The 22,750-nt window shown below is 71.7% G+C and carries 21 protein-coding genes; 6 read left to right on the forward strand and 15 right to left on the reverse strand.

Going from position 1 to position 22,750, the window contains the following annotated elements; genetic code table 11:
- Nucleotides 1–48: 48 nt before the first annotated feature.
- From murD to GL325_RS03890, 10 genes are all read right to left on the reverse strand, one after another.
- On the reverse strand, nt 49–1,500 hold the full coding sequence (murD, locus tag GL325_RS03845) for a UDP-N-acetylmuramoyl-L-alanine--D-glutamate ligase (RefSeq protein WP_255955506.1): 1,452 nt from the start codon (nt 1,498–1,500) through the stop codon (nt 49–51).
- A complete protein-coding gene (mraY, locus tag GL325_RS03850; RefSeq protein WP_154595277.1) occupies nt 1,490–2,557 on the reverse strand; it encodes a phospho-N-acetylmuramoyl-pentapeptide-transferase in 1,068 nt (355 codons plus the stop codon). Before mraY ends, murD begins: the two co-directional genes overlap by 11 nt.
- A 30-nt stretch (nt 2,558–2,587) precedes the next feature.
- Nucleotides 2,588–3,946 carry a UDP-N-acetylmuramoyl-tripeptide--D-alanyl-D-alanine ligase gene (gene murF / locus GL325_RS03855; protein ID WP_187768655.1) on the reverse strand — a complete coding sequence of 453 codons (1,359 nt, stop codon included), beginning with the start codon at nt 3,944–3,946 and terminating at the stop codon, nt 2,588–2,590.
- On the reverse strand, nt 3,943–5,427 hold the full coding sequence (locus GL325_RS03860) for a UDP-N-acetylmuramoyl-L-alanyl-D-glutamate--2,6-diaminopimelate ligase (RefSeq protein WP_187769018.1): 1,485 nt from the start codon (nt 5,425–5,427) through the stop codon (nt 3,943–3,945). Before GL325_RS03860 ends, murF begins: the two co-directional genes overlap by 4 nt.
- Nucleotides 5,428–5,465: 38 nt before the next feature.
- The gene (locus GL325_RS03865) at nt 5,466–7,208 is read right to left on the reverse strand and encodes a penicillin-binding protein 2 (protein ID WP_154595278.1); all 1,743 of its coding nucleotides are present in this window, start codon (nt 7,206–7,208) and stop codon (nt 5,466–5,468) included.
- On the reverse strand, nt 7,208–7,669 hold the full coding sequence (locus GL325_RS03870; RefSeq protein WP_187768656.1) for a hypothetical protein: 462 nt from the start codon (nt 7,667–7,669) through the stop codon (nt 7,208–7,210). The genes GL325_RS03865 and GL325_RS03870 overlap by 1 nt, the downstream gene beginning before the upstream one ends.
- A complete protein-coding gene (rsmH, locus tag GL325_RS03875; protein WP_154595280.1) occupies nt 7,666–8,616 on the reverse strand; it encodes a 16S rRNA (cytosine(1402)-N(4))-methyltransferase RsmH in 951 nt (316 codons plus the stop codon). The genes GL325_RS03870 and rsmH overlap by 4 nt, the downstream gene beginning before the upstream one ends.
- Nucleotides 8,617–8,740: 124 nt before the next feature.
- Nucleotides 8,741–9,193 carry a division/cell wall cluster transcriptional repressor MraZ gene (gene mraZ, locus GL325_RS03880; protein ID WP_154595281.1) on the reverse strand — a complete coding sequence of 151 codons (453 nt, stop codon included), beginning with the start codon at nt 9,191–9,193 and terminating at the stop codon, nt 8,741–8,743.
- A 280-nt stretch (nt 9,194–9,473) separates the two neighbouring features.
- A complete protein-coding gene (locus tag GL325_RS03885; RefSeq protein WP_187411851.1) occupies nt 9,474–9,863 on the reverse strand; it encodes a DUF3040 domain-containing protein in 390 nt (129 codons plus the stop codon).
- A 14-nt stretch (nt 9,864–9,877) separates the two neighbouring features.
- A complete protein-coding gene (locus tag GL325_RS03890; RefSeq protein ID WP_187768657.1) occupies nt 9,878–10,627 on the reverse strand; it encodes a bifunctional 2-polyprenyl-6-hydroxyphenol methylase/3-demethylubiquinol 3-O-methyltransferase UbiG in 750 nt (249 codons plus the stop codon).
- 143 nt (nt 10,628–10,770) lie between these two features.
- Between GL325_RS03890 and GL325_RS03895 the strand changes: the two genes are divergently transcribed.
- Nucleotides 10,771–11,949: an NAD(P)/FAD-dependent oxidoreductase gene (locus GL325_RS03895; protein WP_187768658.1), complete on the forward strand. Its 1,179-nt coding sequence runs from the start codon at nt 10,771–10,773 to the stop codon at nt 11,947–11,949.
- A 15-nt stretch (nt 11,950–11,964) separates the two neighbouring features.
- Here the strand turns inward: GL325_RS03895 and metF are convergent, their stop codons facing one another.
- Complete coding sequence (gene metF, locus GL325_RS03900) at nt 11,965–12,873, reverse strand: methylenetetrahydrofolate reductase [NAD(P)H] (RefSeq protein ID WP_187768659.1); 909 nt, start codon at nt 12,871–12,873, stop codon at nt 11,965–11,967.
- 24 nt (nt 12,874–12,897) lie between these two features.
- On the opposite strand from metF, the gene GL325_RS03905 reads away from it, so the two are divergent.
- Nucleotides 12,898–13,926, forward strand: a complete 1,029-nt coding sequence (locus tag GL325_RS03905) for a polyprenyl synthetase family protein (RefSeq protein WP_255467366.1) — start codon at nt 12,898–12,900, stop codon at nt 13,924–13,926.
- 62 nt (nt 13,927–13,988) lie between these two features.
- The gene (gene pknB, locus GL325_RS03910; protein ID WP_187768660.1) at nt 13,989–15,956 is read left to right on the forward strand and encodes a Stk1 family PASTA domain-containing Ser/Thr kinase; all 1,968 of its coding nucleotides are present in this window, start codon (nt 13,989–13,991) and stop codon (nt 15,954–15,956) included.
- Between the two features lie 48 nt (nt 15,957–16,004).
- Here pknB and GL325_RS03915 read toward each other — a convergent pair whose 3' ends face one another.
- Nucleotides 16,005–17,342: a class II 3-deoxy-7-phosphoheptulonate synthase gene (locus GL325_RS03915; RefSeq protein WP_255467365.1), complete on the reverse strand. Its 1,338-nt coding sequence runs from the start codon at nt 17,340–17,342 to the stop codon at nt 16,005–16,007.
- An 88-nt stretch (nt 17,343–17,430) separates the two neighbouring features.
- Nucleotides 17,431–18,180 (reverse strand): 1-acyl-sn-glycerol-3-phosphate acyltransferase, encoded by a 750-nt coding sequence (locus GL325_RS03920; protein WP_187411850.1) that lies wholly within the window; start codon nt 18,178–18,180, stop codon nt 17,431–17,433.
- 58 nt (nt 18,181–18,238) lie between these two features.
- On the opposite strand from GL325_RS03920, the gene GL325_RS03925 reads away from it, so the two are divergent.
- Together GL325_RS03925 and GL325_RS03930 are read left to right on the forward strand one after the other, a co-directional pair.
- Nucleotides 18,239–19,018, forward strand: a complete 780-nt coding sequence (locus tag GL325_RS03925; RefSeq protein ID WP_154595287.1) for a carboxylesterase — start codon at nt 18,239–18,241, stop codon at nt 19,016–19,018.
- 28 nt (nt 19,019–19,046) lie between these two features.
- On the forward strand, nt 19,047–19,478 hold the full coding sequence (locus GL325_RS03930) for a hypothetical protein (protein WP_187768661.1): 432 nt from the start codon (nt 19,047–19,049) through the stop codon (nt 19,476–19,478).
- On the opposite strand, the gene GL325_RS03935 is transcribed toward GL325_RS03930, so the two are convergent.
- Nucleotides 19,381–20,418, reverse strand: coding sequence for an ROK family glucokinase (locus GL325_RS03935; RefSeq protein WP_187768662.1), 1,038 nt, complete (start codon nt 20,416–20,418; stop codon nt 19,381–19,383). The two genes, GL325_RS03930 and GL325_RS03935, sit on opposite strands and share 98 nt — an antisense overlap.
- Entirely contained in the window at nt 20,411–20,860 is a 450-nt protein-coding gene (locus tag GL325_RS03940) for an SRPBCC family protein (RefSeq protein ID WP_154595289.1), read from the reverse strand. The genes GL325_RS03935 and GL325_RS03940 overlap by 8 nt, the downstream gene beginning before the upstream one ends.
- A gap of 72 nt (nt 20,861–20,932) precedes the next feature.
- Between GL325_RS03940 and GL325_RS03945 the strand changes: the two genes are divergently transcribed.
- Nucleotides 20,933–22,678 (forward strand): long-chain fatty acid--CoA ligase, encoded by a 1,746-nt coding sequence (locus tag GL325_RS03945; protein WP_187768663.1) that lies wholly within the window; start codon nt 20,933–20,935, stop codon nt 22,676–22,678.
- Nucleotides 22,679–22,750 lie beyond the last annotated feature (72 nt).

Genomic DNA, 22,750 nt, shown 5'->3' on the forward strand with positions numbered 1-22,750 from the left:
GCGTCGACGGACCTGCATCTGGGACGCGTGTCGCGTCCCCGTCCCGGCTCAGCCGGTGACGCGGCGAACGGCCTGCGCGAACGCGTCGCCGCGGTGGGCGTAGTCGCGGAACTGGTCCATCGACGCGGCGGCGGGAGCCAGGAGGACCGTGTCGCCGGGCCGGGCCAGGCGCCCGGCGGCGGCCACGACGGCGTCCATGAGCGCCTCGGCGTCGGCGGCGTCGACGATCTCGACCGGGACGTCCGGCGCGTGCTCGGCCAGGGCGGCCGCGATCAGGTCACGGTCGGCGCCGATCAGGACCGCTCCCCGCAACCGGTCGCGGACGTCGCGCGCCAGATCGGCGTAGGTCGCGCCCTTGGCCAGTCCCCCGGCCACCCAGACCACGTGGTCGAAGGCGAGCAGCGACGCCCGGGCGGCGTGCGGGTTGGTGGCCTTGGAGTCGTCGACCCAGCGCACGCCGCCACTCTCGGCGACCGTGCTGATCCGGTGGGGTCCGAGGCGGAAGGCACGCAGGCCGTCGCGGACGGCGACCGCCGGCACTCCGTGCGCGCGGGCCAGGGCCGCGGCCGCGAGGGCGTTCTCGACATTGTGCGGTGAGGCGTCGTCCAGGTCGGCCAGCGAGGCGAGCTCGGCGGCGCTGGTGACGCGCTCCTCGACGAACGCCCGGTCGACCAGCAGGTCGTCGACGATGCCGACCATGCCGACCTCGGGGATCGCCCGGGTGAAGCCGATCGCGCGGGCGCCCTCGACGACGTCGGCCTGCTCGACCAGTCGCATCGTGGCCTCGTCGGCGACGTTGTAGACGCAGGCGATCTGGGCCCGCTCGTAGACCTTGCCCTTGGCGGCGGCATAGGACTCGGCCCCGCCGTGCCAGTCGTAGTGGTCCGGCGCGAGGTTGAGCACGGCGGCCGCCTGGGCGGACATCGACCGGGTCCAGTGCAGCTGGAAGCTCGAGAGCTCGACGGCCAGCACGTCACGGCCTGCCGGGTCCATGACCGCCTCGACGACAGGGGTGCCGACGTTGCCGACCGCCTGGGCGCGCAGCCCGGCGGCCTGCAGGATCGACTCCAGCATCTGCACGGTCGTGGTCTTGCCGTTCGTGCCGGTGACGGCCAGCCACGGGGCTGGATCCGGTCCGCGGAGTCGCCAGGCCAGCTCGACCTCGCCCCAGACGGGCACCCCACGCCCGGCGGCCTCGACCAGCAGCGGAGCGGTCGGGCGCCACCCCGGCGAGGTGACGACGAGGTCGACGTCCTGCGGCAGCGTGGCCGTGGAGCCGGGGCCCAGCCGCACGTCCGCGCCCAGCACCTCCAGCAGCTGTGCCTGCTCGGCACGGTGCCCGTCGCCCTCGGACTCGTCCAGGACGATGACGTCGGCGCCCAGGTGGTTCAGCGTGTCGGCGGCCGCGAAGCCGCTGACGCCGAAGCCGGTGACGACGGCGCGCACTCCCTCCCAGGCGTCCTCGCGCCCGAGCGATGACACGTCGCGGTCAGAAGGCACCGGCGACCCACTCCCAGTAGAAGAGGCCGATTCCGGAGACGACGCAGATGCCGCTGATGATCCAGAACCGGACCACGATCGTGATCTCGGCCCAGCCCTTGAGCTCGAAGTGGTGTTGCAGCGGGGCCATGCGGAAGATCCGTTTGCCGCCGCTGAGCTTGAAGTAGCCCACCTGCAGGATCACCGAGAACGTGATGATGACGAACAGGCCGCCGATGACCGCGAGCAACAGCTCGGTGCGGGTCATCAGGGCGAAGCCGGCCATCAGGCCGCCCAGGGAGAGCGAGCCGGTGTCGCCCATGAAGATCTTGGCCGGCGAGGCGTTCCACCACAGGAAGCCGAAGCACGCGCCGGTGACGGCCGAGGCGACGACGGCCAGGTCGAGCGGGTCGCGCACCTCGTAGCACTTGGGGCCGGCGTCGGGCATGAAGCAGCTCTGGTTGGACTGCCAGACGTTGATCAGGACGTAGGCGCCGAAGACCATCACCGAGGCACCCGTGGCCAGGCCGTCGAGTCCGTCGGTGAGGTTCACGCCGTTGCTGGCGCCGGCGATCATCAGCAGCACCCACAGGACCAGCAGGACGGTGGGCAGGGTCCAGGGCAGATCCCGGGTGAAGGAGATCGCGTGCGTGATCGGGGTCTGGCCGTCGCCGTCCTCCCAGCCGATCGCCAGCACGGCGAACACCAGGCCGACGAGGATCTGGCCGATCATCTTGGCCTTGCTGCGCAGGCCGAGGCTGCGCTGCTTGCTGACCTTGATCCAGTCGTCGAGGAAGCCGATGGCGCCCAGTCCCACGAACAGGAACAGCAACAGCAGCGCCGAGGCGCTCGTCTCGTGCCCGGTGATGAGCTTGGCGATGGCGTAGCCCAGGACGGTGGACACGATGATGACGAGTCCACCCATGGTCGGGGTGCCGCGCTTGACGTGGTGCGACGTGGGGCCGTCATCGCGGATGAGCTGCCCGTAGCCCTTCTTCACGAGCACGGAGATCGCGAATCGGGTACCGACGAGCGTTCCCACGAGCCCGACGACCCCCGCGATCAATACGGCCAGCATCGCTTCCGTTCGTTCCTTCCGTGACGTGATTCAGTCGCGCAACAGCGCTTCGGCGACCCGCTCGAGGCGGGCGCCTCTCGATGCTTTCACAAGCACCACAGCATCGGGGTCCAGGCTCGCGGAGACGACGGTCACGGCCGTCTCGACGTCCGGGACCGACTCCCCGACCGGACCGGCGCCCTCCGCGATGTCCGCGGCGGCCGCGCCCACGGCGACGACCCGCGCGATTCCGAGGTCGGCTGCGAGCCGACCGATGCGGCGGTGCTGATCCGGCGATTCCTCGCCCAGTTCCAGCATCTCACCGAGGACGGCGACGCCGCGTCCCGGGGCCAGCTCGGCCAGGGTGCGCAGGGCCGCGGACATGGACTCGGGGTTCGCGTTGTAGGCGTCGTTGATGACCACCGCACCCGTGCTGGTCCGGTGGCGCTCCATCCGCATGGGCGACGCCGCGTGGGCCCCGGCCAGAGCGGCCACGGCGTCGGCGACGGGCACGCCCGCCGCCGTCGTGGCGGCCACCGCGGCGGCGGCGTTCATGGCTTGGTGGTCGCCCAGTTGGGGCACGGCGGCCTCGTACCGCTCACCGTCGACCTCGAGGACGAAGTGCGGGTACCCGTCCTCGTCGAGGGTGACGTCCCCCACGAGGCGGACGTCCCCGGCCCGGCCGAAGGTCACGACGCGGCCGCGCGTGCGCGAGGCCATCGCGGCCACGCGCGGGTCATCGGCGTTGAGGACCGCGATGCCGTCGGGACCGAGGGCCTCGACCAGCTCGCCCTTGGCCTGCGCCGTGCGGTCGAGACCGCCGAACTCCCCCGCATGGGCGCTGCCGACGTTCAGGACGACCGCCACGTCGGGCGGGGCGATCGCGCAGAGCGTGGCGATGTGGCCGATGCCACGCGCCCCCATCTCCAGGACCAGGTTCCGGGTGCCCTCGTCGGCACGCAGCACCGTCAGCGGCACGCCGAGCTCGTTGTTGAAGGAGCCCTCGGGTGCGACGGTGGCGCCGCGTGTCGAGAGGACGTGCGCCATCAGGTCCTTGACGCTGGTCTTGCCCTGCGACCCCGTCACGGCCACCACGGTGACGTCGGCCCCGCGGCGCAGCGCCGCCAGCCGATCGGTCGCCAACAGGCCGAGGGCGTGGACGGGCTCGTCCACCAGCACGTGCGGCCCGGGCACCTCGCGGGTGGCCAGGCTCGCGACGGCGCCGGCGTCCAGGGCCGTCCCGACGAAGTCGTTTCCGTCGACCCGCTCACCGGGGATCGCGACGAACAGCGATCCGGGCACGACCCGGCGGGAGTCGACGACGGCGGGACCGTGGACGGCGAGGGTGTCATCACCCTCCACGCGTCCGCGCGTCGCCTCGGCGATCTGCGCCAGTGTCGTGCGGATCACCGGACGTCCCCGATCAGCTCGGCGAGCACCTCGCGGTCGTCGAACGGGTGGACGACGTCGCCCACCTGCTGGCCGCGCTCGTGCCCCTTGCCCGCGACGACGACGGTGTCGCCGGTGCGCGCGAGATCGACCGCCGCGGCGATCGCCTCGCGGCGGTCGCCGATCTCCAGCACCTGGGCGGCACCCGACTCGGCACCGGCCAGGACCTCGGCCCGGATGCTCGCGGGGTTCTCGCTGCGGGGGTTGTCGTCGGTGACGACGAGCACGTCGGCCAGCCGGGCGGCCACCTCGCCCATGAGGGGGCGCTTGCCACGGTCGCGGTCGCCGCCGGCGCCGAGCACGACGATGAGCCGACCGGCCGTGACGGGGCGCAGTGCGTGCAGCACGGCCTCGACCGCCTCCGGCTTGTGGGCGTAGTCGACGATCGCCGTGAAGGACTGGCCCTCCTCGACCCGCTCCATCCGGCCCGGGACGCCGCGCGCGGTGGCGATGCCGTCCGCAAGGCGCTGCAGGTCGTGCCCCTCCCCGGCGAGCGCCACGACCGCCGCGACCGCGTTCGAGACGTTGAAGGCGCCCGGCAGCGGGACGGACAGCTCCGTCTCGCGGCCGTCGGGAGCGAGCAGCGTGACGTCGCTGCCCAGTCGGTGCGCGCGGATGTTGACGGCGCGCCAGTCGGCCGCCGCGCCCTCGGTGGAGAAGGTCGTCACGGGCAGGGTCGTGAGCTCGGTCAGCCGGCGACCGTGGGCGTCGTCGAGGTTGATGACGGCGCGACGGGCGTGCTCGGGGGTGAAGAGCGCGGCCTTGGCCTGGAAGTACGACTCCACGTCGTGGTGGAAGTCCAGGTGGTCGCGCCCGAGGTTCAGGAAGACCGCCGCGTCCAGCACGAAGCCGTCGACGCGACCCTGGACGATCGCGTGGCTCGAGACCTCCATCGCGCAGGCCGCGACCTGCTCCTCGGCCATGACGGCGAAGAGCGCCTGGAGGGCGGGCGCCTCCGGCGTGGTGAGGCTGCTCGCGGCGGGACGGCCCGCGATCCGGGTGCCGATCGTGCCGATCACCGCCGCGTCGGACTCCCCCAGCGCCGCCTCGGCCAGGTAGGTGGTGGTCGTCTTGCCCTGGGTCCCCGTGACGCCGATCGTCGTGAAGCGCGTGCTCGGGTGACCGTAGAAGTCCGCCGCGAAGGCGGCCAGGCGGGCTCGCGGCCGGTCCACGACGACCCGGGGCACGTCGGCCGGCAGCGCCGCCGCACCCTCCGGATCGGTCAGCACCGCCACCGCGCCGGCCTCGAGGACCTGGGCGGCGAACCGAACGCCGTGGGTCGTGGCGCCGGGCAGTGCGGCGAACAGGTCGCCCGCGACCACGTCGCGAGTCGAGAGGCTGATCCCGGTGACCGTGGCGTCCCCCGAGACGGTCGATCCCGGGAGCGCGTCGCCGACCCTCGAGAGGGTCCACACGGGGACGTTCAGCGGCCTGACCCTCATCTCATCCACTCGCCCCAACCTACCGGGCGCCACGCGGGCTACCAGTCCTGCTTGATCTTCGGCGGCTTCGCGCCGGTGGGCGCCACGCCGAAACGCTCCAGCGCCATGGACATGATGTCCTGGAAGACCGGACCGGCCATCGAGCCACCACCGGCGTTGGCCGGCGGCTTGTCGATCACGACGTAGGTGATGAAGCGCGGGTTGTCCGCGGGCGCGAAGCCCATGAACGAGATCGTGTTCTGTCCGCGCACGTACCGGCCGGTGGTCGGGTTGACGCGCCACGCCGTACCGGTCTTGCCCGCCACGCGGTAGCCCTCGATCTGCGCCGCCGGGGCGGTGCCGTCGTCGGCCGTGACCGCTTCCATCATCCGCGTGACCTCGGCGGCCGCCCCGCGCGAGACGACCCGCTGGGACTCTCCGGCCGGGGTCTTCTCGACGGAGCCGTCGGCCTTCGTCACCGAGTCGACCACCCGCGGGGTGCACATGACGCCGCCGTTGGCGATCGCGCCCACGGCGCGGACCATCTGGATCGCGTTGACCGAGACGCCCTGGCCGAACGAGGTCGTCGCCTTCTTCGCCTTGGTCCACTCGCGCACGGGCGAGACGATGCCGACCGACTCCTCCGGCAGGTCGATCCCGCTCCGGGAGCCGAAGCCGAACTTGCGCAGGTAGGAGTAGAAGGTCGAGTCCGACATCTGCTCGGCCGCCACGATCGTGCCCAGGTTGGACGACTTGGCGATGACGCCGGCCGCCGTCAGCCGCAGGGTGCCGTGCTGCCAGTAGTCGCCGATCGGGAAGCCGTCGACGACCATGCCCGAGGGGACCTTGATCTTGGTGTCCGCCGCGACCTTGCCCTGGTCGGCCAACGCCGCCATCGTGATCGTCTTCATGACCGAGCCGGGCTCGAAGACGTTGGAGACGGCGCGGTTGACCAGCGTCGCGTCGTTGACGCCGACGCGCGTGTCCGGGTTGTAGGTGGGCGCCTGCGACAGCTGCACGATCTGGCACGTGCGGACGTCCATCGTGACCGCGAGACCGTAGTCGGCCCCCGCGGAGCTCACGACGTCGCGCAGGCGCTGGTCGGCGTACCACTGCAGGTCGCGGTCGAGCGTCGTGTTGACGTCGCTGCCCGGGATCATCTCCTTGACCGTCGAGTCGGCCATCGGGATGCGCTGGCCGGTCGAGGAGACCTCGTAGGTCGACGACCCGTCCGTGCCGGTCAGCTCGCCGTCGTACTGCGCCTCGAGACCGGCGATGCCCTTGCCGTTCTCCTCGGTGATGCCCAGGACGTTGGCCGCCAGCGACCCGCCCGGGTAGCTGCGCAGGCTCTTGGTCTGCGTGAAGACGCCGGGGTACCCGGCCTCGGCCACGGCCTGGACCGCCTTGCGCGCCTCGTAGGCCGGGAGGTCCTTGGCCAGGTAGACGAACCGGGACTTCGGGGTGCGGAGCTTGCGGATCGTGTCGAAGTAGTCGATCTCGTCGCCGAGCTTCTCGTGCAGGATCCGGGCGATCTCGGGAGCCTTGTCCGCCGCCATGGACGGGTCGCCGGTGATCGTCAGCCCCTGGGTGCTGGTGACCAGCTCCTCGCCGTTGCGGTCGACGATGTCGCCGCGCGGCGCGGGGACGACGGCCTTGCGGGTGCCGGCCTCGACCGCCATCGCGGCGTACGCCTTGGCGTCGACGGCCTGGATCTGGAAGAGCCGGCCCGCGAAGAGGGCGAACAGCGCCAGGACGCAGACGACGAGGACCCGCAGCCGGGTCCGGGTGACCGAGACGGGCATCAGCCGGCCCTCCTGACGTTGGTGCCGCGCTCGGCCGGGACGGCCTCGCCGATGACCTTGCCGTCGGAGAGGCGCAGGAAGACGGGGTTCGCGTTGGGCACCATGCCCTCGGTGAGGGCACGATCGGCCAGGCCCGAGGGACTCTGCATCCGGTCGACCTCGGTGGCGAGCTGCTCCTTCTGGGCCTGCAGCAGCGTCGAGCGCTGCTGCAGCTCGTCGATGCGGAAGGCCTGGGCCTGCATCGCGGTGCTGAGCAGGATCAGGCCGACCAGCCCGGCAGCCAGAACCGAGAGCACGACCACGACGAACGGCGCCCGGCGGGCGCGGACCCGGACCGGGCCGACGAGGCGCAGCCCGACGTCACGGGCGTCGCGGCCACGGGCGGCGATCCCCGAGGCCAGCGCGGAGGAGCGGCCGACGGCCGTGCGGGTCAGGGTGCGGGGCGAGGTGGCGGTGCTCATGGGGCGGCGATCCGTTCGACAGCGCGCATCCGGACCGAACGCGCGCGGGGGTTGTCGGCGATCTCGTCCTCGCTGGCCAGCTCGGCTCCCCGGGTGAGGGACTTGAAGCGGGCCAGCATGGACTCGGGCACGACGGGCAGGTCCCGCGGAGCCTTGGAGGTGGTGACGGAGGTGATGACGCGCTTGGTGATCCGGTCCTCCAGCGAGTGGTAGGACAGCACGACGACGCGGCCACCGACCGAGAGCAGGTCGAGAGCGGCCGGCAGGGCGCGGCGGTAGACGCCGAGCTCGTCGTTGACCTCGATGCGCAGCGCCTGGAACGTGCGCTTGGCCGGGTTGCCGCCCGTGCGCCGCGCCGGCGCCGGGATGCACCGGCGGATCAGGTCGACCAGTTGGTCGCTGCGCTCGAAGGGGCGCGTCGCGCGCTCGGAGACGATCTCCTTGGCGATCCGGCGGGCGAACTTCTCCTCGCCGTACTCACGCAGGATGCGAGCCAGGTCGCCCTCTGCGTACGTGTTGAGCACGTCGGCCGCGGTCAGCTCGTCCTCGGGGTTCATGCGCATGTCCAGCGGCGCGTCCTGGGCGTAGGCGAAGCCGCGCTCGGCCAGGTCCAGCTGCATCGAGGAGACGCCGAGGTCGAACAGCACGCCGTCGACGGTCGTGCGGCCGCTGGCCGCGACGACCTCGGGCAGCTCGTCGTAGACCGCGTGGGCGGCCTCGAAGCGATCGCCGAACGGGGCCAGCCGCTCCCCCGCGCGTCGCAGCGCCTCACCGTCGCGGTCGACGCCGATGACGTGCAGGTTCTCGTACCGGGTCAACAGCGCCTCGGTGTGTCCGCCGAGCCCGAGGGTCGCATCGATGATGACCGGACGGTCGACCCGCTCCACGACGGGCGCGAACTCCGACACGACGCGGTCCAGCATCACCGGGACGTGCCGGGCGCTCATGCGCGCGACTCCGTCGCCTGACGGGCACGACCGATGGGGCCCGATCCCCGCCTGCAGAGTTCTGACGCCGGGGAAGTGACGTCAGAACCCCTCAGGCGGGCATCGCGCCCCACCGTCCGCGCGCTCAGAAGATCCCGGGGAAGATCTCCTCCGACAAGTCGGCGAAGCCCTCCTCGTGCTCGTCGGAGAAGTCGTTCCATCGGGTGGAGTCCCAGATCTCGAAGCGTTCGCCCGTGCCCACGACCGTGCAGTCGCGCTCCAGTCCGGCCCACTCGCGCAGCAGCTGCGAGACGGGCACACGCCCCTGCTTGTCCGGCGTCTCGTGCGCCGCACCGCCGAAGAGCATGCGGATGAAGTTGCGTGCCTGCCGGTTCGTGAACGACGCCTGCCGGGCTCGCGACGAGAACTCGTCGAACGCCTCGGGCGTCCACCCGTAGATGCAGTGCTCCTGACCGCGGGTCAACACCACGCCGTCCGTGAGCAGTGGGCGGAACTTCGCGGGAAGGAACAGTCGCCCCTTCTCGTCCAGCCGCGGGGTGAACGTGCCGAAGAAGTGCGCTGATGCCGGTGCGGTCATCGCGTCCCTCCTGTTCCACGTTGCTCCCCTTCGCGGTCGAAGTTCGGTGTTTCCACCACTACGCACCACCTTAACCCACAACGCTCCACCATCCACCCACTTTTCGTCAAGGGACGGGGTGTGTCGCGTGAGACGGCATGCAAAAGGCCCGTCATCACGGGGATGACGGGCCGGTGGAGGGAAGTGGGGAGATTCAGCGCACCTGGTGGGGCATCAGGGGGAAGAACGCCGAAGGCCCCGCCGTGGCGGGGCCTGTCGAGGTGGTTTCAGCGGGGGCGGATCAGTAGCCGTCGTCCTGACGACGCTGCCACCGCTCCTCCATCCGCTCGACGAACGAGCCGGAGCCCTTCGGGCCTCGCGGCGAGGACGGCGTGGGACGAGTCGGCTCCTGCGCCCCGGAGATCCCCCGGCGCCAGGCACGGACGAACAGGTAGGCGGACGCCACCATCACGACGAAGCCCGCGGCGCCGATCCAGGTCATCTTGGACACGGCTCCGCCCAGCAACATCGCAATGCCGGCCAGGAAGCCCACGACACAGATGGCCGCGACACGACGGTTGTGCGCGATCAACTTGGAGCCGCGCAACGTGGACGCGAACTCGGGATCCTCTTCGGCCAAGGACTGCTCCAGTTGGGCGAGCAGTCGGGCCTCTTCGTCCGACAGTGGCACGGTGGACTCCTTGATCAGGGGTGTGATGTTGATTCTAGGCGGGCCATGGTCTGCAAACCAGCCGAACGTCCCGCGAACTGGGGAATCCGCCGGACCTCGCGCTCCAGCGCGTACAACTGCTCGCGGGCGCCCGCGGAGCCGTCCACCACGACACCGGGGACCTCGTCGCTGAGAACTCTGACTCCTTGGGCCAGGACGGGCGTCAGGCCGTGAGCCGACAGCAGCGCCTCGAGCTCCTCGGGCAGCCAGCGTCGCGGCCCGAGGCCGGCGAGGTCCCAGGTCGCGTCCGGAGTGGCGGCGACGAGGGCCTGCGCGCCGGCGAAGTCGCCCGCGGCCGCTCGGGCGGCGACGGCCGCGACCCGGCCCGCCACGAGCACGCTGAGCCAGCCACCGGGCCGCAGGACGGCGCGAGCGGCGTCCACGGCCTGCGCGGGGTCGACGACGTGCTCGAGGACCCCGTGGCAGATCACCAGATCGATCGATCCGTCGGCGACGTGCTCGGCGAGGTCGGCCGAGTCGCCGAGACGTCCCTCGACCTCCACGCCCGCCTCGGCCGCACGTCGCGCCGAGGCGGCGAGCGCATCGGGGCTGGGGTCGACCACGGTCACGCGGTGGCCCAGGGCTGCGACCCGGACCGCGTCCGAACCGGTGCCGCCCCCGAGGTCGAGCACGTCCAGCGAGCCGGATCCGTCCTCCGCCGCGCCGGCCTGCACCAATGCGTCGAGCACGGACTGCCACGCCAGGACGCCACGGATCGGACCCATGACGCCACCTTCCCACAGGACGGTCGGCCGGGCCGCTCGCGGTACGGTCGCGACATGGATCTCGCGGCCCTCGACCGACCCACGGATCGCCTCCACGGACCCCAGCGCGGGGTCACGGCGGACACCGGACGGAGGCCCTGAGCATGGCGAGGATCCTGGTCGTGGGCGGTGGATTCGCCGGCATGTCGGCCGCGGCGCGGCTGGCGAAGCTGCGCCACGACGTCACCGTCCTGGAGCGCGGGGCCGAGCCGGGCGGCCGGCTGCTGGGCGTCCCGATCGGTGGCGACCGCTGGGCGGCGGGCCCCGAGAGCGTGACGCTGCCGGGCGTCTTCCGCGACCTGTTCCGCAAGTCCGGCCGCCCCATGGACGCTCTCATCGCGATCAGCCCGGCCGGCCCGCGCCACCACGTGCTGCCGGCTCGTTGGCCGCGGCACACGGTGACCCTCGACCTGCCCTTCGGCACGCGCGGTGCCCAGCACGACGCCGTGGTCGCGGCGTTCGGCTCCGACGCGTGGTCGCCGTGGGTCGACGAGTCACCCGATCCGTGGAACGAGCTACGCCGCAGCGTGCTCGAGGTGGCGCACCCGCACGACTCCCCCGTTCCCGAGGTGGCCTGGAGCGACCGGTCGCTGAGCCGCACCGTCCGCGCCCTGCGTGATCCGCGGCTGCGCCGGCTCGCCGCCGACCTGCCCGGCCTCACCGAGTCCGCTCCGGGCGTCCTGGCCGTGTGGCACTACGTCGAGCGCAACTTCGGGCGCTGGCGCTTCGACGGCGGCAGTGCCGGCCTGGCGACCGCCCTGACGACGCGACTGCGCGAGCGCAAGGTGACGATCGAGACCGGCGTCGACGTCGCCCGGCCGGTCGACTCCGGCGTCGAGCTCGCGGACGGATCGATCCGCGAGGCCGACGTGGTCGTGTGGGCGACGGGGACCGATCCGCTGGCGGCCGCGCCGACGCCGAGCCTGGAGCACACCGCGGTCCGCCTGGACGGCGCCGCCGAGGTGCCCGACGACCTCGTCGTCCACGACTCCCACGTCGTGCGCGGGTGGCGCTCCGGAACCGACGGCTGGGTCTTCGAGGCTCCGCGGGGCGTGGATCCGCTGGCGGTGCTGGCCCGCCACGGACTGGACCTCACCTCGTTCGTGACCTGGCGCGGCAGCGTCCCGGCTCCCCCGACGTCCGACGATCTGCCGCGCCCGGCCAGGAGCCCGCGCCCCGGCCTGTGGCTCGTGGGCGCCGCGGCGTCGCCCGGCGCGTCCCTCGAGGTCACGGGGATGGGCACCGCCGCGCTGGCGGAGCACCTCGGCGCCGTCCCGCGCTGAGGCCCGGCAGCGGGTTCAGACCACGCCGTCGGCGCGCAACCGCTCGAAGATCTCGCGGGTCGCGGGCGACCGGTTCAGCGTCATGAAGTGCAGGCCCGGGGCCCCACCGGCGATCAGGTCGCGGCACAGCTGCGTCGCGAGGTCGATGCCCTTGGCCCGCACCGCCTTCGGGTCGTCGGCGAGCGGCTCGATCTGGTCGAGGACCTCGCGCGGCATGTCCGCACCGGAGAGCTCGGCCATCCGGGCGACCTGCTTGAGGTTCAGGATCGGCATGATGCCCGGCACGATCGGCAGGTCGCAGCCGCGCTCGCGGACCCGGCGGACCAGGCCGAAGTAGTCGTCCGCACGGAAGAACAGCTGGGAGATCGCGAAGCACGCGCCCGCCCGGGCCTTGGCCACGAGGACGTCGGCGTCGGCGTCGAGACCGTCCGCGTCCGGATGTCCCTCGGGGAAGGCCGCCACACCCACCGCGAGCCCGCCCACCTCGCGCACCAGCTCGACCAGCTCGATCGCGTGGCTCATGCCGTCGGGGTGCGGCTCCCACGGGGCACGGGGACCGCCGGCCGGGTCGCCGCGCAGCGCCAGCACGTGCCGCACGCCGGCGGCGACGTACTGCTTCAACACCGTCTCGATCTCGCCGCGGCTCTGTCCCACCAGGGTCAGGTGTCCGACGGGCGGCATGGGAGCCTCACGGGCGATCCGCTCGGTGATGCGGACGGTCCGGTCCTGGCTGGTCCCGCCGGCGCCGTACGTCACCGAGACGAACGTCGGCTCGAGCGGCGCGAGGTCGTCGATGGTGCGCCACAGCTGCGCCTCGCCCTCGTCGTCCTTGGGCGGGAAGAACTCGAACGAGACCGCGGGCCGGTCGGAGGCCAGCGCCTGCAGGATCGGGTCCTGGCGTGCGGCGTCGTCGGTGTCGGGCATGACGTCAACGGTATCGTCACCGAGGTGACCAGCCCGGCAGATGATCCCACCTTTCGGACAGCCGTCGCCCGACAGCTGGACTCCTTCGTCGCGGACCAGCGCGGCCTGCTGACCGAGGTCGACCCGGCCGTGGGCGACCTCGTGCAGGCGGCGGTCGACTTCACCGTCGGCGGCAAGCTGTTCCGGCCGACCTTCTGCCACGCCGGCTGGCTGCTCGCCGGCGGCTCCCCCGCCGAACCGCGCATCGCCGCCGCCGGTGCCGCGTTCGAGTGGCTCCAGGGCAGCGCCCTGGTCCACGACGACCTCATGGACGGCTCCGACACGCGTCGCGGCCGACCGAGCGTGCACCGCGACTTCGAGGCGCGACACGTCGCCGCCGGCGCGGTGGGCGACCCCGAGCAGTACGGGGCCCGCGTCGCGATCCTGCTCGGCGATCTGATGCTGTCGTGGGCGGACGAGCACTTCCGTCGCGCCGAGCCCGACGCCCGGACGGCCCGACTGTGGGACGCCTGCAAGTCCGAGGTCGTCTCCGGGCAGTTCCTCGACGTGCTGGCCCAGACCCGCGAGACGGTCGACGTCGCCAGCGCCATGCACGTCATCCGGTTCAAGTCCGCCAAGTACACGATCGAGCGGCCGCTGCACGTGGGCGCCGCCCTCGCCGGGGGCGACGACACCCTGTTGTCCCGCCTGACCGACGTGGCCCTGCCGCTGGGCGAGGCCTTCCAGCTGCGTGACGACGTGCTCGGGGTCTTCGGCGATCCCGCCGACACCGGCAAGCCGGCCGGCGACGACCTGCGTGAGGGCAAGCGGACCGTCCTGGTGGCCCGGACGGCCGACGTGGCCGGCGACGCGCACGTCCTGTCCCTGCTGGGCCGGCCCGAGGGCGTCGACGAGCTGCGGGACCTCATCGAGGCCAGCGGCGCGCTGACCGAGGTCGAGCGCGACATCGATCGGCTCGTCGCGCAGGCCGAGCGGGCCATCGCGGTGCTCGGTGACGAGGCCGCCGAGGTGCTCGACCCCCTGGTCGACGCGGCGACCCGACGCGTCCGCTGATCCGCCGGACCACCGGACTTCGGGGAGCGACCCCTAGAATCAAGGTGTTCCAGGAGGCGCGCATGACGGTCACGGATGACGACGCACTGGTCGGGCGGACGCTCGACCAGCGTTACGTGATCCACGAACGCATCGCCCGTGGCGGCATGGCCAGCGTCTTCCGCGCCACCGATCTGCGCCTCGACCGGGTCGTCGCCGTGAAGATCATGCACCCCGACACCGACTTGGCCGACACCCCCGAACGGTTCGTCCGTGAGGCCCAGTCCGCCGCCAAGCTGAACCATCGCGGCATCGTCTCGGTCTACGACCAGGGCGTCGACGGGGACACCATCTACCTCGTCATGGAGTACGTCCCCGGCCGCACCCTGCGCGACGTCCTGCGCGAGGAGGCCCCGATGCCCCCGCGCCGCGCGCTGTCCTACCTCGAGCCCGTGCTCATGGCCCTGTCCGCGGCGCACGACGCCCGGCTCATCCACCGCGACATCAAGCCCGAGAACGTCCTCATCTCCACGACCGGCGAGGTCAAGCTGGCCGACTTCGGGCTGGCGCGCGCCATCAGCACCGAGTCGACGCTGGACAGCGTCCTCGTCGGCACGGTCTCGTACCTGGCGCCCGAGGTCATCACCCACCAGGGCGCCGATCCGCGCACCGACGTCTACGCCTGCGGCGCGATGCTCTTCGAGATGCTGACGGGCCGCAAGCCCCATGTCGGCGACTCGCCCCTGGCGGTGGCGCACCTGCACGTCAACGAGGACGTCGAGCCGCCCTCGAAACTGCAGCCGGGCATCCCCCCGTACCTGGACGCGCTCGTGATGCGCGCCATGACCCGCGACCGCGGCCGCCGCTCCCCCGACGCCCGCGTGCTGCTGCACCAGGTCCGTCAGGTCCAGCGGGCGCTCGCCGCCGGACTGGCCGACGATCCCGATCTGACCAGCGACCTGCTGCCCGGAGCCGGACCCACGCCCGCCGAGATGCCGACGCTCGACCGCGTGCCGGCCGACGTCGAGCTGACCGCTCCGGTCGCCTCCTGGACGGACGGTCCCCCGACGCAGGCGACGACCTCGGTCAGCGAGCCCACCACGACCTTCGGTGCGGCCGCGCCGCCTCCCGTGGTGCCGCCCGAGCCGGCCGTCGCGACGGCACGCAGCCGACGCGGCCCGGTGCTGCTGATGGCTGCGGTGGGCGCCCTCGCCGCCACCGCCCTGCTCGGTTGGTACCTCGCCATCGGCCGGTACGAGACGGTCCCGAACCTGGTGTCCATGGATCGCCAGGAGGCGGTCGAGGCCGCCGAGTCGGCCGGCTTCGCCGTCGAGGTGGGCGACCCCGCGTTCTCCGAGGTCGTCGAGAAGGGCGCCGTCGTCTCGACCGACCCCGACGCCGGCTCGCGCCTGCTGCCGGACGAGACCATCACCCTGACCCTCTCCAAGGGCAAGGAGCGGTACGAGATCCCCAACATCCAGGGCCGCACCGTCGCCGAGGCCGAGACGATCCTGGGTGCCCGGCACCTGCGCGTCGGCGAGGTGACCGAGGAGTTCAGCGACAAGGTCCCCACCGACGGGATCATCAAGTCCTCGAGCCACAAGGTCGGCGATCAGGTCAAGCGCGACACCGAGGTCGACCTCGTCGTCAGCAAGGGCCCGCGCCCGATCAAGATCCAGGACCACACCGGCGATCCGGCCGACGAGGCCACCGCCGAGCTCCAGGGCCAGGGCTTCACGGTCCGCACGGTCGAGGAGAACAGCGACTCGGTCAAGAAGGGTCGCGTCATCTCCCAGACGCCCTCGTCGGGCACCGGCGTGCGCGGGGACACGATCACCCTGACGGTCTCGCAGGGTCCCCCGCTCGTCGTGGTGCCGAACCTCAAGGGCAAGACCGAGGACGAGGCACGCGCCGCTCTCGACGCACTCGGGCTCAAGCTGAACGCCGCGCGCAACCCGTTCGCCGGTGCCGACGCGCGGGTCCAGTACCAGATGACCGACGCGGGCAAGAAGATCAAGCGCGGGTCGACCGTGACGGTCTTCCTGTCCTGAGCCTGTCGGCCCGGTCCCCCGGGTGGGGCGCCGAGGGCGCCCCGATCCTCAGGAGCGGCCGGCGAGCATCTCCGCGACGAGGAACGCCAGCTCCAGCGACTGCGCGCGGTTCAGGCGCGGGTCGCACAGCGTCTCGTAGCGGTGCTCGAGGTCCTGCGCCGACAGCTTCATGCCGCCGCCCAGGCACTCGGTGACGTCGTCGCCGGTCAGCTCGACGTGCAGACCGCCGGGCCACGTGCCCAGCGAGCGGTGCACCTCGAAGAAGCCGCGCACCTCGTCGATCACGGCGTCGAACTCACGGGTCTTGTAGCCGTTGTCGGTGGCGAACGTGTTGCCGTGCATCGGATCGGTGACCCAGGCGACCTCGGCACCCGCGGCCGTGACCTTCTCGACCAGCGTCGGCAGCAGGTCGCGGATCTTCTCGGCGCCGAAGCGGGTGATGAAGGTGACCTTGCCCGGAACGCGGTCGGGATTGAGCTTCTCGTAGAGGGCGAGCGCGTCGTCGGCGCTGCTGGTCGGGCCGAGCTTGACGCCGATGGGGTTGGCGATGCGGCTCAGCAGCTCGACGTGCGCGCCGTCGAGCTGGCGCGTGCGCTCGCCGATCCACACGAAGTGGCCGGACACGTCGTACGGCAGATCCGTGCGCGAGTCGATGCGGGTCAGGGCGTGCTCGTACTCGAGCACGAGCGCCTCGTGCGAGGAGTAGAAGTCGACGGTGTGCAACTCGTCGGGATCGGCGCCGATGGCCTCCATGAACGCCAGCGCGCGATCGATCTCGTCGCCGATGCGCTCGTAGCGCTCGCGGACGGGGCTGTTGCGCACGAAGTCGGTGTTCCACGTGTGCATCTGCTTCAGATCGGCGTAACCGCCGGTCGTGAAGGCGCGCGCGAGGTTCAAGGTGGCGCTGGACGCGTGGTAGACGTCGAGCAGGCGCTGCGGGTCGGGGTGGCGCGCCTCGGGCGTGAAGTCGAAGCCGTTGACCGCGTCGCCGCGGTAGGCCGGCAGCGTGACGCCGTCGCGCGTCTCGGTGTCGCTGGAGCGCGGCTTGGCGTACTGGCCGGCGAGACGGCCGACCTTGACCACCGGGACGCTGGCGGCGTACGTCAGCACGACGGCCATCGACAGCAGGACCCGCAGCTTGTTGCGGACGTTCTCGGCGGTGACGCCCTCGAAGGTCTCGGCGCAGTCGCCACCTTGGAGCAGGAACGCCTCACCGCGGGCGACGGCCGCCATCTTGTCGCGCAGCGCGTCGCACTCGCCGGCAAAGACCAGCGGCGGCATCTTCCTCAGCTTCTCGACGGCACGATCACGCGCGTCGAGGTCGGGGTACGTCGGCTGCTGTGCAGCACCGATCGCACGCAGTTCTTCCAGGCTGGGGATGCTCACCGGGCAAGGATACGCGACCGGCCTGTGGGCCCGACACGATGTCCAGCCCACGAGAGCCGGTCGCCACGAACCGCGGCGCCGCGGGGGCCTACTCGGCGATCTCTTCCCAGATCTCCTGCGCCTCGGCCCGCTCGCGCTCACGGGCGGCCTGCTTCTCCAGCTCCTTGTCGCGCTTCTTCGCGTCGGGGGCGTAGAGGTCGACGTACTCCTGGCCGGACAGGTTCATGATCTCGTACATGATCTCGTCGGTGACCGCGCGCAGGATGTAGCGATCGTCCTGCATGCCGTCGTAGCGCGAGAAGTCCAGCGGCTTGCCGAAGCGCACGCCCGGACGGGCGTACCGGCCGAAGATCTTGCCCGGAGGAGCGACGATGTCGGTGTTGATGACGGCCACGGGGATCACGGGGACCTTCGCCTCCAGCGCCAGCCGCGCGACCCCGGTGCGGCCGCGGTAGAGCTTGCCGTCGTGCGAGCGGGTGCCCTCGGGATAGATGCCGCAGACCTCGCCGTCGGCCAGCAGCCGCAACTGCGTGCGGATGGCGCCGGCGGCGGCAGTGCCGCTGCTGCGGTCGATCGGGACCTGACCCGACCCGGAGAAGAACTGGCGCTGCAGGAAGCCCTTGAGACCGGTCCCCTCGAAGTACTCGGCCTTGGCCACGAACGTCACCCGGCGCGGGATGACCAGCGGCATGAAGAGCCAGTCGCTGTACGACAGGTGGTTGCTGGCCAGGATGACGGCGCCCTCGCGCGGGACGTTCTCGGTCCCCTCGGCCCATGGCCTGAAGATCAGCTTCAGCACCGGACCCAGCGCCAGGAACTTCAGGAACCAATAGAACACGCACGAGACATTACCGCGCCGCTCCGCGACCGAGCGTGACATGGGGCACGATGGCGTCATGTCCGACTCCTCCGTGCACGGCCACTCCCCCGTCCGGACGGGCGCCGAGCCCTTCTACGCACCCGGTGGGCGCGTCGGGATCCTGCTGAGCCACGGCTTCACCGGGTCGCCGGCGTCGATGGCCCCCTGGGGCCGATTCCTGGCCGAGCTGGGTCACACGGTCGCGGTGCCTCGCCTCCCGGGTCACGGCACCACGTGGCAGGAGATGAACACGACGACGTGGCGCGACTGGTACGGCGAGGTGGACGACGCGCTGACCGAGCTGCGCTCACAGTGCGAGTGGGTCGCGGTGTGCGGCTTGTCGATGGGCGGGGCCCTGGCGCTGCGCCTGGCCGAGCAGCGACCCGAGGACGTCGACGCCCTGGTGCTGGTCAATCCCGCGATCGCCCTGAAGCGCCGCGACCTGCTGGCCGTCCCTTTGCTCAGCCGCTTCGTGCCCTCGCTGGCGGGCGTCGGGAACGACATCAAGCTCGCCGGCCAGGACGAGGTCGCCTACGACCGGACGCCGTTGAAGGCCCTGGCCTCCCAGCTGCAGCTGTGGCGCGACGTGCGCGAGAACCTCGAACAGGTCACCGCTCCCCTGCTGATGTTCCGCTCGGTCGAGGACCACGTCGTCGACGAGATCACGGCCCGGCTGGTCCTCGACGGCGTCTCCTCGTCGCAGGTCGAGCTGATCGAACTGCGGGACAGCTTCCACGTCGCGACGCTCGATCATGATGCGGAGTTCATCATGGAGACATCGGCGCAGTTCATCGCCGATCACGCACCCACCCCCTGAGGGTGGCCGTATCCACCGGGAGGCCGTCGTGACCGACGCATCCTCGTCACCCGACGACTTCGACCGCATCGTCGAGGGCTTGGACCTGGACCTGACCGGCCTGGAGGACTTCGACGCCTCCGCCGCCCGGGTGACGGCCGAGCGTGAGCGCGCCGAGGCGCAGGCTCGCGAGGAGTGGCGCCGTGCGGCCGAGGCGCAGGAGAACGCCGACGACCAGTTCTACCGTGAGGTCGGACCGGCCCAGCTGCGCTCGCGGGGGCGGGTCCGCTTCGCCTGGTTCGTCTTCGTGGGCGGTCCCGCGCTGCTGCTGGTCACCACCATGGCGTCCATGCCGTTGCCGACGTTCGTGGCCGCCCTGGTGGTCATCGCGATCGTCGTCGCCGTCGTCTATCTGATCTCGCAACTGCCGGACCGCGGACCGAGTAACCCGGACTGGCCAGACGACGGCGCCGCGCTCTGAGCCGAGCCAGGTCGGCCGCGCCGACCAGTCCGGCGTCGTTCCCCAGGTGCGCCGCGACGATCCGCGCCTCCGAGCGGTAGCCCCGTCCGGTCAGGTGATCCGCGAACGCGTGACGCGCGGGACGCAGGAGTGCCTCGCCGTTCTCGCTGACACCGCCGCCGATGACGAAGATCCCCGGGTCGAGGGCCGCCGCGAGATTGGCCAGCCCGATGCCGAGCCATCGGCCGACGTCGCCCACCCAGGCGATCGCCTCCTCGTCCCCGGCCATCGCCAGCCGACCGACGATCGTGCCGTCGACCTGCTCCGGGGTACCGGCCAGGTCGACCAGGGCCCGGCCGATGTCCGAGCCCTCGGCGACGGCAGCCGAGGCCCGTCGCTGGAGCACGCGCCCGCTGGCGTACTGCTCCCAACATCCGCGATTGCCGCACGGGCACGGCCGGCCGTCCTCGACGACACGCTGGTGACCGAACTCCCCCGCCATGCCGGAGTGGCCGCGGTACAGGCGCCCGTCGAGCACCATGGCGCCGCCGATGCCCGTGCCGAGATTGACCATCACGACGTCCGGGTGGTTCTGCGCGGCGCCGAAGCGCCACTCGGCCCAGCCCGCCGCGTTGGCGTCGTTGTCGACCAGGACCGGCAGGGCGGTGCGTCGCACGAGGGCATCGCGCAAGGGCTCGTTGCGCCAGGCCAGGTGGGGCGAGAAGACGACGGTGGAGCCCGTGACGTCGACGTACCCGGCCGCACCCACGCCGACGGCCCGGACGACGTACTGGGCGCGGAACTCCGCGACGATCTCGGTGATCGCGTCCAGGACGGCCGTCGGGTCGGTGGTCGGGGTCGCGCGGCGCGCGCGAGCCACGACCCGGCCGTCCTCGTCGACGACTCCGCCGGCGATCTTCGTACCACCGACGTCGATGCCGACCGCGAGCCGCTCAGACACCGGTCCGGCTCTCGACGCGTTGCTTGAGGCCCTTCAGGGCGGTGTCGACGATGACCTTCTCGGCCTTGCGCCGGAGCATCCCCAGCAGCGGCAGTCTCAACTCGACCGCCAGCTGATAGGTCACCCGCGTCCGCCCGCCGGCGACGGCGTCGAGCGTGTACGAGCCGTCCATCGCCGAGAGCATCGTCTCGTCCTGCGGCACCAGACTCCACGTCACCAGCCGCTCGCCGCGCCAGTCGTAGCGCAACGTGAACGTGTCGCGGATGGGAGCGGAGTCCACGACGAAGCGGACGTCGCGCGGCCGGCCCTCGTGGTCACGCTCCAGCACGGTGACTTCACGCATCCCGGTGGCCCAGTCGGGGTAGGCGCCGAACGCCGATATGACTGACATCACAGCACTGGGCGGAGCATCGATCACGATGTCACTGACGGTGCGCGCCATGTCCACCTCCCTCGACTGCCGCACAGCCTATCGGCGCATGACCGCCGTCGGCGGGAAGGTACGGTGCTGTCTGTGAGCACGCAGAATTCCCCCGCCGTGACCGTCGATGACTGGGGCACCCTCAGCCAGGACATCCTCGACCGGCTCGAGGCCGATCGCGACAAGGTGGCCCTGCGCCGCGTGGTCGACGGAGACTGGGTCGACGTCACCTTGGCCCAGTTCCACGCCGAGGTGACCGCAGCCGCCAAGGGCCTGCTCGCCGACGGTGTCGGCCACCGCGACCGCGTCGCGATCCTGGCGAAGACCCGGTACGAGTGGACGGTCCTGGACTACGCGAACTGGTGGATCGGCGCCGTGACCGTCCCGATCTACGAGACCTCCTCGGCCTCGCAGATCGCCTGGATCCTGGCCGACTCCGGTGCGACGCACATCTTCTACGAGAACGAGGAGCACCGGCTCCGCATCGAGGAGGCGCGCCCCGAGACGCCCGAGCTGCGGTCGATCCGGCCGCTGGGCGACGTCCTGACGTCGCTGGCCGCCGAGGGCGCGGACGTCGACGACGACACCGTCGAGAAGCGTCGCGCGGCCGTCAGCCCCGACGACTTCGCGACCCTGATCTACACCTCGGGCACGACGGGTCGTCCCAAGGGCTGCGAGCTGACGCACGCGAACTTCCGCGCCGAGCTGTTCGGCGCCAAGGTCCGGCTCGAGGAGATGTTCGCCGCCGAGGGCGCCTCGACGTTGCTGTTCCTGCCGCTGGCGCACGTGTTCGCCCGGATCATCCAGGTCGGCGCGATCCGCTACGGCTCGGTGCTGGGCCACACCGCCGACATCGCGAACCTCGTCGATCATCTCGGCCAGTTCCGCCCCACCTTCATCCTCGCCGTCCCGCGCGTGTTCGAGAAGGTCTTCAACTCCGCGAGCACCAAGGCCTACGCCGAGGGCAAGGGTCGGATCTTCGACGCGGCCGTGCGGACCGCGATCGCCTACAGCCGTGCTACCGAGTCGGGCCGCCCCTCCCTGGCGCTCAAGTCCAAGCACGCGCTGTACTCCAAGCTCGTCTACAGCAAGCTGCGCAACGCCCTGGGCGGCCGCGCCGAGTTCGCGATCTCCGGCGGCGCGCCCCTGGGCGACCGCCTCGGCCACTTCTACCGCGGCATCGGCGTGAACGTCCTCGAGGGCTACGGCCTGACCGAGACCACGGCGGCGCTGACGGTCAACCACCCCGGCGCCCAGCGCATCGGCACCGTCGGGCCGCCGCTCCCGGGCGTCGAGGTCCGCATCGCCGAGGACGGCGAGCTGCAGTTCCGCGGCCCGCAGGTGTTCGTCGGCTACTGGAACGCCGAGACCGCGACGCGCAACGTGCTCAGCCAGGACGGCTGGTTCTCGACCGGCGACCTCGGCGAGGTCACCGAGGACGGCTTCGTCAAGATCACGGGCCGCAAGAAGGAGCTGATCGTCACCGCGGGCGGCAAGAACGTCTCGCCGGCGATCCTCGAGGACCGGGTGCGGTCGCACTCGCTGGTCAGCCAGTGCCTGGTCGTCGGTGAGGGCAAGCCCTTCGTCGCCGCGCTCGTCACGATCGACCGCGAGGCGTGGGAGGGCGACCTGGACGACCCCGCGCTGCTCGAGCAGGTCCAGAAGGCGGTGGACGACGCCAACAGCCAGGTGTCGCGCGCCGAGGCGATCCGCAAGTTCGCGATCATCGAGGAGGACTGGACCGAGGAGAACGGCTACCTGACGCCCTCGTTCAAGGTCAAGCGCCACATGGTCGTGCGCGATCTGCACGACCGGATCGAAGCGCTCTACGTCCGCTGAGAAGACGCAGCAACGAGGAACGGCCCCCGGCGCAGTGCGCCGGGGGCCGTTCTCTGTGCTGCGTGGGTCGGG

Origin of the sequence: Aeromicrobium sp. 636 (genome assembly GCF_024433585.1) — a bacterium.
GTDB lineage: Bacteria > Actinomycetota > Actinomycetes > Propionibacteriales > Nocardioidaceae > Aeromicrobium > Aeromicrobium senzhongii.